The organism is Streptomyces yongxingensis (assembly GCF_055597465.1).
Map to the genome: position 1 here is coordinate 376,259 of NZ_CM145717.1, position 14,330 is coordinate 390,588.

Annotated in this window: 11 protein-coding genes and 1 pseudogene; 5 read left to right on the forward strand and 7 right to left on the reverse strand. The window is 69.6% G+C overall.

The annotated features are described in order from the left end of the window. The first annotated feature begins 17 nt into the window (after positions 1–17). From ACZ6TD_RS01790 to ACZ6TD_RS01805, 4 genes and pseudogenes are all read left to right on the forward strand, one after another. The gene (locus tag ACZ6TD_RS01790; RefSeq protein WP_471349392.1) at positions 18–1,307 is read left to right on the forward strand and encodes an FAD-dependent oxidoreductase; all 1,290 of its coding nucleotides are present in this window, start codon (positions 18–20) and stop codon (positions 1,305–1,307) included. Positions 1,308–1,317: 10 nt separating this feature from the next. Continuing rightward, complete coding sequence (locus ACZ6TD_RS01795; protein WP_471349394.1) at positions 1,318–2,619, forward strand: aconitase X; 1,302 nt, start codon at positions 1,318–1,320, stop codon at positions 2,617–2,619. Next, a complete protein-coding gene (locus ACZ6TD_RS01800; protein ID WP_471349397.1) occupies positions 2,616–3,062 on the forward strand; it encodes an aconitase X swivel domain-containing protein in 447 nt (148 codons plus the stop codon). Before ACZ6TD_RS01795 ends, ACZ6TD_RS01800 begins: the two co-directional genes overlap by 4 nt. 72 nt (positions 3,063–3,134) lie before the next feature. Beyond that, a pseudogene (locus ACZ6TD_RS01805) lies at positions 3,135–3,725 on the forward strand (IS701 family transposase); the annotation flags it as partial. Between the two features lie 146 nt (positions 3,726–3,871). On the opposite strand, the gene ACZ6TD_RS01810 reads toward ACZ6TD_RS01805, so the two are convergent. The 4 genes from ACZ6TD_RS01810 to ACZ6TD_RS01825 form a co-directional block, all read right to left on the reverse strand. Further along, positions 3,872–5,362, reverse strand: a complete 1,491-nt coding sequence (locus ACZ6TD_RS01810; protein WP_471349398.1) for a carboxylesterase/lipase family protein — start codon at positions 5,360–5,362, stop codon at positions 3,872–3,874. A 23-nt stretch (positions 5,363–5,385) separates the two neighbouring features. Next, the gene (locus ACZ6TD_RS01815; RefSeq protein WP_471349401.1) at positions 5,386–6,300 is read right to left on the reverse strand and encodes an MBL fold metallo-hydrolase; all 915 of its coding nucleotides are present in this window, start codon (positions 6,298–6,300) and stop codon (positions 5,386–5,388) included. Between the two features lie 448 nt (positions 6,301–6,748). Then, entirely contained in the window at positions 6,749–7,108 is a 360-nt protein-coding gene (locus tag ACZ6TD_RS01820) for a hypothetical protein (protein WP_471349404.1), read from the reverse strand. Between the two features lie 386 nt (positions 7,109–7,494). After that, positions 7,495–8,664, reverse strand: coding sequence for an alpha/beta hydrolase family protein (locus ACZ6TD_RS01825; RefSeq protein ID WP_471349406.1), 1,170 nt, complete (start codon positions 8,662–8,664; stop codon positions 7,495–7,497). A 101-nt stretch (positions 8,665–8,765) separates the two neighbouring features. Between ACZ6TD_RS01825 and ACZ6TD_RS01830 the strand changes: the two genes are divergently transcribed. Then, complete coding sequence (locus tag ACZ6TD_RS01830) at positions 8,766–9,380, forward strand: TetR/AcrR family transcriptional regulator (protein ID WP_471349408.1); 615 nt, start codon at positions 8,766–8,768, stop codon at positions 9,378–9,380. Between the two features lie 84 nt (positions 9,381–9,464). Here ACZ6TD_RS01830 and ACZ6TD_RS01835 read toward each other — a convergent pair whose 3' ends face one another. The 3 genes from ACZ6TD_RS01835 to ACZ6TD_RS01845 form a co-directional block, all read right to left on the reverse strand. Continuing rightward, entirely contained in the window at positions 9,465–9,869 is a 405-nt protein-coding gene (locus ACZ6TD_RS01835) for a hypothetical protein (protein WP_471349410.1), read from the reverse strand. A 199-nt stretch (positions 9,870–10,068) separates the two neighbouring features. Next, complete coding sequence (locus ACZ6TD_RS01840) at positions 10,069–10,218, reverse strand: hypothetical protein (RefSeq protein WP_471349413.1); 150 nt, start codon at positions 10,216–10,218, stop codon at positions 10,069–10,071. A 22-nt stretch (positions 10,219–10,240) separates the two neighbouring features. Next, the gene (locus ACZ6TD_RS01845) at positions 10,241–14,017 is read right to left on the reverse strand and encodes a chondroitinase-B domain-containing protein (RefSeq protein ID WP_471349416.1); all 3,777 of its coding nucleotides are present in this window, start codon (positions 14,015–14,017) and stop codon (positions 10,241–10,243) included. Between the last annotated feature and the right edge of the window lie 313 nt (positions 14,018–14,330).

Genomic DNA, 14,330 nt, shown 5'->3' on the forward strand with positions numbered 1-14,330 from the left:
TGGGAGAGGACCACACCATGCCCCACCCCCTGTCCGATCTCGTCGTCCACACGGTCACCAAGCCGGGCGACGCTCCAGCCGAACGGCTCGACGCCGACATCCTCGTCGTCGGCGCCGGCATCGCCGGGCTCTCGGCGGCCATCCAGGCGCGCCGTCTCGGCCGCGATGTCGTCCTCGTCGACGCGCTCCCGGTCCTCGGTGGCCAGTGCGTCAATTCGATGATCGGGCTCTTCTGCGGGATCTACGGCAACGCGCCCGACTACCGCCAGCTCACCTACGGGATCTTCGGCGAGCTCTTCGAGGCGCTGGAGAAGACCGACGACCTCCACTACAACCGCGCCCACACCCAGACGGTGACCTACGACGAGGTCGCCCTTGGCCGCTGGTTCGAGAACATCGTCGAGGAGCTCGGCATCCGGGTGGTCCTCGGCGCCTCCGTCAGCAGCGTCGGGACCGAGGGCGGCGTCATCGAGCGGGTCGACTTCGCCACGCGCTTCGGCCCGGTGAGCGTCACCGCCCGCGGTGTCGTCGACGCGACCGGCGACGCGGCCCTCGCCTGGGAGGCGGGCCTGCCCTGCCAGGTCCCGGACCGTACCGTCTGGGGCTCCCAGCAGATCCGGCTGGAGGGACTCGACACGTCCGGCAAGCCGGAGCCCGCCGAGCTGGTGGCCCGGGTCGATGAAAAGGCCGCCGAGTACGGCCTGGTCCGTCGTGACGGGCTCGCGTTCTTCTTCCCGGGCCGCGACACGGCGGTGATGAACATGACCCACGTCGAGGCCCCCTTGGGCGCGGTCGAGGCCGCCGAGGCGCAGTTGCGGGGCCGCGCCCAGGCGGACCGGGTCGTGGAGTTCCTCCGGCGGGAGTTCCCGGCGGCGTTCCGGAACGCCCGGGTCCGGGCCTATGGATTCCCGGGGCGCCGGCAGACCCGCTGGCTCGCCGCCGCCCACCAGCTGACCCTCGACGAGGTGCGGCGAGAGACGAGGTTCGAGGACGCCGTCGCCCGGACGGCCTGGCCGGTCGAGCTGCACGACCGGGCCGAGGGCTACGTCTGGGAGACCTTCGGCCCCGACCACGTCCACTACGTCCCGCTGCGCAGCATGCTCTCGCCGCGGGCGCGCAACCTCGTGGCCGCCGGACGCTGTGTCGACGGGGACGCCGCCGCGCTCTCGAGCGTCCGGGTGATGGGTCCCTGCTCGGCGATGGGCCTCGCCGCCGCGCACACCCTCGATCTGACCCTGGGCGAGGACGTCCACCAGGTCGATCTGACGGCGCTGCGCGACCGCGTCCGCGAGAACGTCGAGGGCTGAGGAGGAGTCGATGGTCACTCTGACGGACGAGGAGAAGGCCATGCGCGACGGTCGTGACGGCGATGCCGTCGCGGCGGCGATGGACCTGCTCATCAGATACGCCGACGCACTCGGTGCCGCGCACCTGTGCGAGACCCGCAACGTGGCGGGGACCAACACCCAGCCCTCACCCGCCAAGACGAAGCTGTTCGAGGAGGGCGGCTGGTCGAAGGCGTTCGCGGTGATCAGCCTCGACTGCGACGACGACATCGAGGTGCCGCGGATGAAGGTGCCGACCTGCCAGCTCCAGCACGGCTTCGGCGACGACGCGCTGGGGATCATGCCGTACTCCGAGCGCAACATCGAGCTCCAGGCCGACGCCGAGTCGTTCTACAGTTCCAAGGGCGTCAACGTCCTGGCCACATGCACCCCGTACCAGGTGGGCAATCTGCCGACCTACGGCGAGCACATCGCCTGGATGGAGTCCTCGGCGGTGGTCTACGCCAACTCGGTCCTCGGCGCTCGCACCAACTGCGAAGGGGGCGCCTCGACCGGGTCGGCGAGCATCACGGGCCGGATCCCCTGCTGGGGCAACCACCTGGTGGAAAACCGCTACGGAACCCATCTGATCGAGTCCGGGCTGCGGATGACCGGCTTTCAGGACTGGGGCATGTTCGGCTACTTCGTCGGCGACGCGGTTCAGGAAGCGCGCCCGGTCATGGTCGGCGACCTCGGCCAACCCGACCTGGCGGACCTGAAGCACTTCGGGGCGGCCGCCGCCTCCTCGGGCGGCGTCGAGATGTACCACATCCCGGGACGCACCCCCGATGCGCCGACGCTGGAGGCGGCCTTCGGCGGCGCCGCCCCGCCCGAGCCGCTGCATTACGGCGAGGCGGAGCGCCGCGCGATCTACGACTCGCTCAACTCCATCGGGAACAGCGAAGATGTCGACTTCGTGCTGATTGGCTGCCCGCACGCCTCGCTCGAGCAGATCGGCCGGGTCGCGCGGGCGCTCGAAGGCCGCACGCTGTCGGCCGGGACCGAACTGTGGGTCATGACGCCGCGCGCGCTGCGTGCCGTCTCGGACCGCAACGGGTGGACGGCCACCATCGAGCGCGCCGGGGGCCGGGTCCTGACCGACTCCTGCCCGGCCATGTCGCGGACCGCGCCCACGGGCACCAAGGTGTTCGCCACGGACTCGGCCAAGCAGGCGCACTACCTTCCGGCGATCCTCGGCATCGAAGCCTGGTTCGGCACCACCGGGGAGTGCGTCGATGCCGCCGTGACCGGTCGCTGGCGCGGCTCGCTGGCCCCCGCGGCGGTGGTCCGATGACCAGCGCCGCGGGGGCCCGGCTCGTGTTCCGCGGTCGCGGCATCGTCCCGGGACGCGTGGCGGGCCGGGCCCTGGTCTCCCACGAGACCATCTCCGGCTGGGGCGGGATCGAGCCGGCCACCGGCACCATCATCGAGCGCAGACACGAGCTCTACGGTGTCTGCTTCACCGGCAAGGTGCTGGTCTTCCCGGGAGCGAAGGGTTCCTCGGGCTGGTCCGGCTTCTTCCAGTCGACCCGCCTGATGGGCACCGCTCCGCTGGCGATGGTCTTCACCAACCTGACCACGAAGGCCGCCCTCGGCGCGATCGTGACCCGCGTCCCCACGGTGACCGAGTTCGACGACGACCCGGTCGCCAAGATCGCGACCGGCGACCGGGTCGAGGTCGACGCCGACAACGGACTGGTGGTCGTGTACGGACCGCGGCCAGGTCATCCGCGATGACGAGCCCGCGCTCCACGGCCGTCATCGAAGCGGCCCGCTCCGGCCGGTACGGCTTCCGTTCTGGTAGGACTCCGCGACCAGCGGGCCAAGGGTGACCGCTGTCTGCGGGGACTGATGCTGGACGGTCGCCGTAAGTCGATCCAGGCCATGGCTTCGCGGTTGCCGGACGGCAATGAGCAGAACCTGCAGCAGTTCGTGAACCAGTCCACGTGGGATCCGGTGCCGGTGCGCCGGCGGATCGCCGAGCGGATGGTGCCGCGGATCGGCCCGGACACCTGGGCGGTGGATGACGTGTCGTTCCCCAAGGACGGAAAGACGTCGGCCGGTGTTGCTCCCCAGTACTGCGGTGCGCTGGGGAAGCAGGCGAACTGCCAGGTCGCCGTCAGCGTGCACGCGGTCTCCGGCACGGCCTCGTGCCCGCTGGACTGGCGGCTGTTCCTGCCCCGGGAGTGGCCGGATGACGCCGTCCGGCGCCGGCGGACCGGCGTGCCCAAGGACGTCGGGCACCGGGAGAAGTGGCGGCCGGCACTGGACGCCCTGGACGAACTGGCCACATGGCACCTTGCGCCGCCGGTCGTGGTGGCGGATGCCGGCTACGGACAGAACGCCGACTTCCGCGCCGCGCCTGGCCGAGCGGGAGATCCGTACGAGCACGCCCGGCGGCACCGACCCCACTGCCTGCAGGACGGGGCCCTCGCGGATGCCCTGAGACAGCGGTGCCGGCAGGGAGGGGGCGTTCTCGGTGGTGATGACGGTTCTGGTCATGGTGTTCCTGGAAGGGGGTGCGCAGGTGAAGCACAGGTGCGGGGTCAGCTCCATGCCTGGCGTTCCTGGCTGCGGGGGTCGTCGGTCTGGGTCCACTCGGTGTCGATGCGCATGGTGGCCCTGCGGCCGGTGTCGTAGGGGTCCCAGCCGGGGTCGCCGGTCCTGGCGAACAGGATCCACGTCTCGTGCACGCGGGTGGCGAGGTCCGCGGGCGGCTTGTCCGGGCCGAGCAGGGCGTTGGGGCCGTTGAGTTCGGGCCGGTCCACGAGGTCGAAGACGAAGGGCAGCTCGACCGCGTGGGTGGCGCCGAGCTCGCCGTCCAGGGCCTGGGAGCGCCAGGCGAACTCGTAGGCGTAGGTGGCCGACCCCGGGTGGGCGGCGTGCGCGTCGGCGAGGGCCCGGCTGCCCGCACCGAACAACGCGTCGGCCATGATGGCGGAGCGCAGTTCCGCAAAGGACGCCTCGGGGCGGGACGTGCGGTAGGTCTCGACGAGCCGCGCCGGGTCTGAGTGCGAGCGCGCCGCTGCCTCGTCCACGTCGGCAGCGGTCGAAGTGGCGTACTTGCCCACCGGGACCAGATAAAGGTTTCCCTCCTCGGTGTTGGTGCCGACCAGCAGGTCGACGTCGGCGCTCAGGCCGGCGGCGACGGCTTCGGCGGGCTGGGTGTCGAGTACCAGGCTGAAGGGGCTGAGTCCGATCAGCGGATCACCGTGGGTTGCGGTCTGCAGGTCGATGCCCGCGAGCTGGGAGGCGGCCTCGACCAGGCGCTCGTCGGAGATGTCCGCGAAGGCGTCGACGTGAGGCTCGATGCCCAGGGCCCCGGCCGCCGCCTTGGTGACGCGGGCGGCCTGCTCGGTGGTGAACGCGCCCAGGCCACTGCCGCTCTGTACGATCGCCCGGCGGACCAGGCCCACGGCCTCAGGGGTGGCGAGGACGCCGCCGACGACAGTCGCCCCGGCCGACTGGCCGAAAAGGGTGACGTTGTCCGGGTCTCCGCCGAACGCGGCGATGTTCTCCCGCACCCAGCGCAGCGCGGCGACCACGTCGAGCAGGCCGCGGTTGGCGGACGCCCCGGGGATGTCGAGGAACCCGGCGATGCCGAGCCGATAGTTGAGGGTGACCAGGACGACGCCGTCGCGGGCAAACGCGGAGCCGTCGTACATCGTGGACCGCGTCGATCCGGCGACGAACCCGCCACCGTGGACGAACACCATGACCGGCAGTGCGTCGCCGCCGACGGCGGGCGTGAAGACGTTGACGGTGAGGTAGTCCTCGCCGCGGCTCCAACCAGCCCCGAAGTAAGGGGCCATGTCGATGCTGCCCAGCTTGCGCTCGGACTGCGGGGCGTTGGGTCCGGGCACGGTGCCGTCCCGTACGCCGTCCCACGGCTCGTGCGGCTGCGGCGGCGCGAACCGGCCGGCGCCGCGGGGCGGGGCGGCGTAGGGGATGTTCAGGAAGGTCAGGGTGTCGCCTTGGCGCAGACCGCGGACGGTTCCCTGAGCGGTGGTGACGACGGGTTCGGGGTGGTGGCTCATGGCGCGTTCCTTACTGCAGGGCCTCAAGCCCGCTCGGTGTACGGGGCGAAGGGCGCCCAGCTTTTGATGGCGAACTTGTCTCCCTCACGGACGACTTCGGCGGCGCCGTGGCCGCCGAGGTGCGCCGGGATCACCAGGGCGTTGTTGTCGACGGCCCAGCCCAGGAGCTTGCGGCGGGTGGCGCGGGCTTCGGCGGGGTCCTCGCAGAAGCAGCTGTTGGCGTCGGGCTCGTGGATCTGCACCGGGCTGTGCAGCAGGTCGCCGACGAAGAGGGCCCGGTCCGATCCGGACTCCAGCGTCAGTACCGACGAGCCCGGCGTGTGGCCGGGGGCGAGGTCGAGGCGCAAGTTGCCGTCGATGCGGTGGCTGTCCTCCCAGAGCTGGGTCTGGCCGGCCTCGTGCACGGGGGTGACGCTGTCCTCGAAGACGTTCTGGTTGCCGCGGCCGAGCAGCGGTTTGTGCTCGTTGGCAGGGTTCCAGAAGTCGAAGTCCGCCTTGGGCATGAGGTAAGTGGCGTTGGGGAACGTCGGCACCCAGCTCCGGCCGTCGAGGAACGTGTTCCAGCCGACGTGGTCGATGTGCAGGTGCGTGTTGATCACGACGTCGACGTCCTCGGGGCGGACCCCGGCGCGGGCGAGGTTGCCCAGGAAATCGGTGTTCAGCCGGTTCCACACGGGCGCGTACGGGCGGTCCTTGTGGTTGCCGACGCCCGTGTCGACCAGAATGGTCTTGCCCTCGCTGCGCAGTACCCAGGTCTGGATGGCCGAGTTGACGATCCGGGTCTCGGCGTCCAAGAAGTCCGGAACCAGCCAGGAACGGTTGTTCTCCCACGCCTCCGCCGGGCTTTCCGGGAAGAACGCCTCGGGCGTCATGTCAACAGGTCCGAAGTACTCCCGGACACGTGTCAGCGTGACATCACCCAGGGTGATGGTGTCCACGGTTCTCTCCGTTCGATCAGTTCTGTGTTCTCGGGCGGCGGGCGCGGCGAGACGCGGATGAGCGGATGCTCATGACGGATACGGGGGTGCCGCGCCCCGCAGGGCGCGGCACCGGCGGCGCTGTGGCCGTGTCCGCTGCGTCTTCGGCGTCGGGCGGTCCCGTCGCCGAGGTCCGGCACGGGCAGCGGACCGTGGGGTCCTCGACGGTGGAAACAGAGCCGCCCGGTATCCGTCCATTCCGTGGACGGCCCTGCTCATCCATGGTGCGTCGCGCGGGGCGTGCGGCGGTATGAGTCAGGTGACTGCACCTGGACGCCAACGGTCCTCGCCGCTGGTCCGGAGGCAACGCGAACACTGGAGGGGCGGGCCCCACCGTGACGGAGGCCGGCTCTTGGTCCTTGCGTGGAAACGGCCTCTGGTTCATCACCACCGGCCGGCGCCGGCGCGCTCAGCAGGCGACTGATCGTCCCGGGCCGTTCGCGGTGTCCGCGACGCCTACCGCGTGATCGGCCGGGCAGGTCCTGGCCGACGAGTCCGAGGCTCGTACGAGCGAGATCAGGGCCATGTCGAGACGGTCGATGTGGAGCAGCAGGCGCCGCTGGGACGATGGTCGGCCGCGACGCATACGCGGTTCGTCGGAGAGCAGGGACAGTGCTCTGGTGACCTCGGGGCGTGCCGAGGGGGAGGCGGCGCCAGGCCGACGACTCGCGAGGCGGATCAGGTGCGTCACCCTTTCCTGCGCGCGGTCGGCCGCGGCCTCGACACGGGTGGCGCACTCGTCGTCGCTCTGCGGGAGGCGCCCGGCCACGGCGGCCAGACTCCGTGCGTGGTAGGCCCCTGCCTCCAGCAGTTCCAGCAGATGACGGGCGCGATCACGACGGCTGCGCTGAGGGTTGAGCGGGTGGGTGAGCGGCAGACAGGCTCTGCGGAAGGACAGGGTGAATCGCCGCAGAGGGCCGAAGTGCGCCTCGACTCGTTCTTCTTTGCGTTCTCACCCGACACCTCCGGAAGCGGCCGATGCGCTGTGGAACGTCGACCGGTGCACCGAGCAGGCCCGTGGCTCGTTGCACATCTTCCGGCCTGACGTCACGCAGGTCACACAGGGCCTCGCAGTCGGCGAGGCGACCTGGCGCTGCGCGCCCGTCAGTGCGGGAATCAGCTTGCGTCGGACCAGCCGGCAGCCGACCTCTGAGGTCAGCCGGCGAGCAGGGTGTCGAGCCAGTCGAAGGTGCGCTGGTGGAACAGGAACATCGCACCCTCGTGGCAGTGCTCGCCCGCGCCTTCGTCCTCGCGGAAGGTGATCAGCTCCTTCTCACAGGTGAGCTCCGCGAACAGACGCTGCGGCTGCCCCTTGAAGAACTGGTCGTTCTCGGCGTCGAGCACGAGCGTCGGGCAGGTGATGCGGTCGGCGATACCCGCCATGGTGTACGCCTCGGTCGCCTCGACCATCTCGTCGAGACCGGACACGCCGAGGGTCCAGCGACCGTTGCGCACGATCCACCGCACCTGGGTGTTGTGCGCCATCAACGCCTCGATACCGCCGGGCATCGAAGCGGCACGGCCGGCGAGTGCGGCGATGACTTCGTGGAAGTCCCAGGTGCCGTCGTGCAGCACGCACGCGGCGATACGGTGCTCGAAGGCTGCCGCCCTCGCGGCGAGGTAGCCGCCCAGGCTCGTGCCGACCAGCGCGAGCCGCTCGGGGTCCACCTCGGGCAGGGTGAGGGCGAAGTCGACGACGGGGGTGACCACGGCCTCCCAGTCCGGCCTGAAGTGCAGGCCCTGTTCGCGAACGGTGCTGCCCTGGCCGGGGCCGTCGAAAGCGATGACGTTGTAGCCGCGGCGCAGCGCGCCTGCGGCCAGCGCCAGGTAGTTCTCTTCCAGCGTGGAGTCGTATCCCCCGTGGTAGAGCACGGTCGGGCGCGGGGTGCCTGACTCGTCGACGAGGAACAGGTACGCGGGCAGCGTGGTGTCCTCGTAAGGGATGCGCAGGGCGCGGGCCGGGGTGTCGAGCAGGGCGGCGGCGTCGGCGAAGGTCTGCTGGGAGGCTTTGGCGAGCCGCGCCGACTCCGCGTCGGCGGCGGGATTCTCGCGGCGGTAGAAGTCGGCGGTCCGGTAGTAGTTGGACGCGCGCAGCAGTGCCTCCCGGGCGCTGACCCGGTGACCGGCGGCCAGTGCGTCCCGGCCGATGCGCTCGATGCGCGCCGCCGTCGCGGCCCACTGGGCCGACCATGCCTCCTCGTCCCCCTCCGGGATCTGCCGGCAGGTGACCAGAACCTCGCCGAGGTCGGCGCCGGCATAGGCGGCGTAACCCGCGGCACGCAGCGCCTCGAAGGAGAAGGACTCGTCGTCGTAGAGGAACTTCATCGTCGGCTCCTTTTCGAGATTGGAACGGAACGGATGCGTTCCGTTCCACTTAAAGCTAGCACATATGGAACGCCACCGTTCCGTTCGCTATGCTGAGGAGCATGACAGCGGAGCAGAAGAAGGGCCGGCCGGCGACCGGCGGGGCGGCCCTGCGGCAGCGGGTGACCGAGGCGGTCACCGAGGCGGCCTTCGTCGAACTCGCCGAGGCCGGGTATGCGCGGATGTCGATGGAGGCGGTGGCCCGGCGCGCCGGTGTGGGCAAGGCCGCGCTCTACCGGCGCTGGCCCTCGAAGCAGGCGATGGTCACCGAGTTGATCCGCGGCAAGGTCACCGACGCGCTCCCGCCCACGCCGGCCACCGGTGCCCTGCACACCGACCTGCGCGAGCTGCTCGCCACCTTCCGCGACCAACTGGCTACTCCGCTGCTTGCCCGGATCGCGGCCGGGCTGCTCGCCGAGGCCAGTCACGACGACGCTCTGGCGGAGGGGCTCTACACCGGAGTGACCGCACCGCGGCGAGCGGCGGCGCGCACGATACTGCAGGGCGCGATTGACCGCGGCGAACTCCCCGCCGGGCTGGATCTGGATCTCGGCACCGACCTACTGATCGCACCGCTCGCATTCCGCGTACTGGTCATACAGGGCCGCAGCGACGACGGGTATCTGGAGACGCTGACCAACGCGATCGAGGCAGCACTGAAGGCAGCCATCCGCTAGCCTCGATCTTGTATGGTGGTCCGCCGACGGGGTCGGTGGGCTGTTCTCATGTTCTGGGCTGGTGGCGGGGGCTGCCCTGGGCGATCAGTCGCCGGCCACCGGTCGCCGCTCTGGTCCGCCACCAGCGCGGATACCTGCTGCTGGAGTGGATCCAGCAGGCCGATGCAGGCCCGACAGGGCCCGCCCAGTCGGAGAGCCATCTTCGCCCGGCTCCATGACCACCCAGCCGGCCTCCGCACCCGACACGTTTACATCGCCGCCGGCGTCCAGCTCGTCGAGTGTCGCGAACACCGCCTCATAGGCAACGGCTCGGACCAGGCGAACAAGGTCCTCCCGGTCCGCACCGGCGGCAAGAAGGCGTTGCGCGGCTGGCAGTTGATCGAGCGAGCCCGGCTCGGTCCAGCCGTCAATCGCACTGTGCCACAGGCTCCGCAGCAGCACGAATCGCGCGAGCTGCGGAAGGTCTTCCATGACCTCCGACTTGATCAAGTCGAACGCTGCGGATGGTGAGCGTCGGCTCCCGCTCGCGCGCATGACAGGGTGGGATATCAGCCCGTTCGAACCGGACGGGCTGCGCGTCGCGCCGCCGCGCGCTCCGGTTCTGCCCGAGCCTCCGCGACACGGCGAGGACCCGTCGAACTGCCAGGCGTGCCCGAAGGGGGGAGGCGGCAGTCCCGCTGCCACCGGCTCACCCACCCGGAAGGCCCTCGACCTCAGCGGCGATCCGCAGGCTGCGGCGCCGTTGGCGTTCGACGGCGACCGACTCCGCGCCCGCCTGGCAGGCGCTTCTCGCCTGGCCGGTGAGCGCGTACGACCGGTGGCGAGGCTGGCCCGCCACCGGTCCTTTCGCGCGGCGCGTCCTACACGGCGCCGGGGCCGACGTCCGTCGCGCTGAGCGGGGCCCGCGTGGCCGTGGACGACGACCGCTCGTCGGCGCCTGCGTCGACGCCGCCGACGCGAGCCTGGCCGTCCATGTCGTCGGTCACTAAGGCGTGGTCGCCGGTGCCGGTGTCGATCGCCGGGCTGCCCGCACCGATCCGGTACAGCGATCCGTCGGAGACGAGCAGCGGGTCGACCGCCCTGACGGAGTCGGAGGGCACGGACACGCCGACGGTCGCCGATCCGGTCGGCCACGCGATGTTCCCGGCGTAGGTCATGCCCTCGGGCTTCTTGACCTCGTTGATCAGCTTGCCCCGGCTGCCCGTGACGACGTTGTCGGCGATGACCGAGTCGACCGGGGCGAGCTTGTAGTTGGCGCCGATCTCGATGTTCGACACGTTGTTCACGAAGGTGTTGTTCACCACGGTCGCCCGGTAGACACGCCAGTGTGCGCTGAGCGCGCCCGAGGTGTCCACGTCGCCGCCGTCGATCTGCAGCGCGGCGTCGTAACCGGTGCCCGTCAGGCCCTCGAAGTAGTTGTTGTAGACCTTGTGGTCCTGGCCGTAGATGCGGATCCCGCCGGTTCCCGCCTTGCCCTGGCCGAGGAAGAAGTTGCCGTAGAACTCGCCGCGGTTCCCGTGCCGCTGGGACAGGACGCCCTGCGAGCCGCGGAACGTGTTGTAGCGGACGATGTTGTCGTTGCTCTTCACGGAGACGATCTCCGGGTCACCATCGCAGTTCTCGAAGAGGTTCGACTCGACGACGGTGAATCCGCTCGACTGGGAGATTCCGCTCCAGCCGACCCGGATGGCCTCCATCTCGTTGTCCGCGCGCGGGCCGATGTCACGGAAGTAGTTGTGGTCGATGCGATCGTGACGTGACTGCTCGGTCTCGGATCCGTCGACGGTGATGAAGTTCCCGAGTTGGTGCTTCTCATCGAACAGGTTGTGATCGATCCGGTTGTGGTGGCTGTTCGCACCTTGGATGATCACCCACTTCAGCGAGGACTCCTCGGTCAGCCGGAAGTGGTTGCGGGCCAGCCGCACGTTGTTCGAGCTGGTGATCTTCAGTGTGTCGCTGTTCGTGAACTTCAGCCCTTCGAAGGTGACGTAGGAGGAGTCCGCCACCGCCAGCTGCCCCTCGTCGATCAACGCCTTGCCGCGGTTCTCCGCGACGACGGTGATGGGCTCGGCGGCCGTTCCCTTCTTGCCGGTCATCTTGCCGATCGCGTACGTGCCGTCCGCGAGCACGATGCGGTCCCCGGCCCGCGCGTCCCCGAACGCGCTCTTCAACTCGTCCGAGTCCGCGACACGGACCGTGCGGACGGGGCTCTGCTCCCCGTCGTCGCCGTCTCCGCCGTCATCTCCGCCGCCGCTGCCGTCGGCTCCGTAGATGTCGGTCTCGGTGATACTGGTCCAGTCGTTGGACGTGTTGCCATGACCGACGATCCGCACGTAGCGGGCCGAGGCATCGGCGAAGTCGTACTTCTGCTGCTCACGTGTGCCGCCGCTACTGGTCTTTCGTTCCAGGACGGTCTTCCACGACGATCCGTCGTCGGACAGCTGGACGTCGAAGGTGTTCTTCCTGCTGTCCCCCTGGTGCCAGGCGACCGACACCGACCCGACGGCCTGCGCCGAGCCCAGGTCGTAGCGGATCCACGCCCCGTCGCCTTTCGCCGACCAGCGGGTGCTCAGGTTGTTGTCCAGGGTGTTGGCGGGAACGTTGCCGTCATCCGCGCTCGCCGAGACGTTCGCGACCTGGACCGGGGAATCCCCGCCGGGATCGGTGGGGTCGGTGGGATCGGTGGGATCCTCGCCCGCAGGCTCGATGTCGTAGGTCCGGACCCAGTCGACCTCAAGCACGGCCGGGCGCAGACCGCTGTCACCGGTGAAGTTGTCGAGCTGGAGGTTCAGATGCCCCGACGGCATCGTCTGGATGTCCCCCCGGTCGGCGTCCGCGCCGCCCGACTTCCGGAACCACTCGACGCCGTCGACGTAGCCCACCAGCGCGTCCGGCGTCCACTCGAAGGCGAAGTTGTGCCACTGCGTCATGTCCACGGAGCAGACTTCGCGGCGCTCCTTCTTGTCCGAAGGGCTCTTCGGGTAGTGCAGGAAAGCGGTGAGGCACTGCGATTCGGGGTCGGAATTCTCGACCCAGTCGTACTCCCCGTTTTCGAGCCGGTTGCCTGCGGTGGGCCAGATCAGGTGCAACACATGGTAGAGCCCGCCGTCCGAGCCGGTGTTCCGTGAGCGCGAGCGGATTTCCCACCGGCCGTACTGGGCGTCACGCTGCTGCCTGAGCCATCCCGTGTCGCCGTTCGCCTCGCCGCGCATGGTGAGCATGCCGTCGGCGACGGTGCTGTTCTTGGCGCACCGGCGGCCGTTCTCGTCATGCCCTTCCCAGCATCCCCGCGTGCCGCCAACCTCGCCCGTCGGTACCGCCCATTTGTCAGGGTCGACCGCGCCGGTGTAGTCGAACTCGTCGGAAATCGGCAGCGGTGTGCCCCAGCCGTACCGCTTGGCGGCCTCGGTCGAGTCCCCGTCGCCCCCGCTGCCCCCGTCGTTGCCGCCTTCGTCGCCCCCGTCGTCGCCGTGCGTGACGTTCAGCCCGTAGATCTTCACCTGGCCGTAGTTGTCGTCGCTGCACGGCTCCGAGTTGTCACAGTTGGCCTGCGTGTACACGCCCGCCTTGAAGTAGGCACCGGAGAATTCCTTCGACAGCGTGGTCTGCAACGCGCCGTTGTAGTAAGCCTTGATCTTGCCGTCGCCGACCACGAACTTCGCCTGGAACCTCGTGCCCAGCACGTAGTCGTCCGTCACCAGCTTGTGCTTCTCGTCGCCGTCGGTGATGTAGAGCTTGCTGCCTTCCAGACGGAAGACGCTCACGTCGTCGGAGGCGTCGTGGATCTGCCCGGCGACGACGTTAGGGGTCTCCTCGGGGAGGTCCGTGATCGCCTGGTCGATCACCATCGTATGGGTGCCGGACGTGGACGACCAACTCGCCTTGGTCTCCCCCGAGTCGGCCATCTCCCGCAGCTCCGAGCGGGGGTACTTGGAGCCGCTGGTGGTGACCCCGTTGACCGGGGCCCGGAACCGGACGGCCGCGCAGTCGTCGGCGGTGGTGAACCACGGGTCGTTCGCGTACCTGGCGAGTTCTGGCTGGTAGACGTTGGTGGGAGACTCCTCCTCGCCCGCCGGCAGTCCGATGTACCAGTCCGTCAGGTCCAGCACGTCGGCCGGGTACGCGCAGGAGCCGCCACCGCCGTCGTCTCCCCCGCCGTCGGCCCCGTTGATGTCGGTCTCGGTGATGCTGGTCCAGTCGTTGGACGTGTTGCCATGGCCGACGATCCGCACATAGCGGGCCGAGGCGTCGGCGAAGTCGTGGTTCTGCTGCTCAAGTGTCGTACCGCTGCCTGCTTTCCGGTTCAGGACCGTGGTCCACGACGATCCGTCGGCGGACAGCTGGACGTCGAAGGTGCTCTTCCTGCTGTCCCCCTGGTGCCAGGCGACCGACACCGACCCGACGGTCTGCGCCGAGCCCAGGTCGTAGCGGATCCACGCCCCGTCGCCTTTCGCCGACCAGCGGGTGCTCAGGTTGTTGTCCAGGGTGTTGGCGGGAACGTTGCCGTCATCGGCACTCGCCGTGACGCTCTTGACCTCCAGCGGAGAGGTGTCGGCGGCCGACGCGACCGGGTGGAAAACACCCGAGACTCCGACGGCGACCGCACCCACTAACAGCGCATGAATCATGCGTCTCATAGGGCCTCGCTTCGATTGACAGCCCCGGGCCACCGAGACGGCTGGTCGGGGCCGGAGGATTGTGGTCAAAAACCGGAGGTACTGTGTCAGCCCTGTGACGGGACGGGTCCCGCACACCTCCATACCGCCCGGCCCACTCCCGACGGCGCCCTGACTCGGAGGACGGGACAGGTCCCCTTCCGCCGGTGGTCGGATCCGCTGACATCAGACGATGTACAACCTGGCCACGGGCAAGGCCGTCACCACACGCGCATGCTCGGTGCATAGAGGCTTTCGCGGGCCTCAAGCGCGGCGTACTCGGGGGCGGCGAGCT

Excerpts from the sequence above, each read along its gene's own strand:
- ACZ6TD_RS01810 (WP_471349398.1), bottom strand. The coding sequence starts at position 5,362 with ATGAGCCACCACCCCGAACCCGTCGTCACCACCGCTCAGGGAACCGTC.
- ACZ6TD_RS01800 (WP_471349397.1), top strand. The coding sequence starts at position 2,616 with ATGACCAGCGCCGCGGGGGCCCGGCTCGTGTTCCGCGGTCGCGGCATC.
- ACZ6TD_RS01825 (WP_471349406.1), bottom strand. The coding sequence starts at position 8,664 with ATGAAGTTCCTCTACGACGACGAGTCCTTCTCCTTCGAGGCGCTGCGT.
- ACZ6TD_RS01795 (WP_471349394.1), top strand. The coding sequence starts at position 1,318 with ATGGTCACTCTGACGGACGAGGAGAAGGCCATGCGCGACGGTCGTGAC.
- ACZ6TD_RS01830 (WP_471349408.1), top strand. The coding sequence starts at position 8,766 with ATGACAGCGGAGCAGAAGAAGGGCCGGCCGGCGACCGGCGGGGCGGCC.
- ACZ6TD_RS01845 (WP_471349416.1), bottom strand. The coding sequence starts at position 14,017 with ATGAGACGCATGATTCATGCGCTGTTAGTGGGTGCGGTCGCCGTCGGA.
- ACZ6TD_RS01790 (WP_471349392.1), top strand. The coding sequence starts at position 18 with ATGCCCCACCCCCTGTCCGATCTCGTCGTCCACACGGTCACCAAGCCG.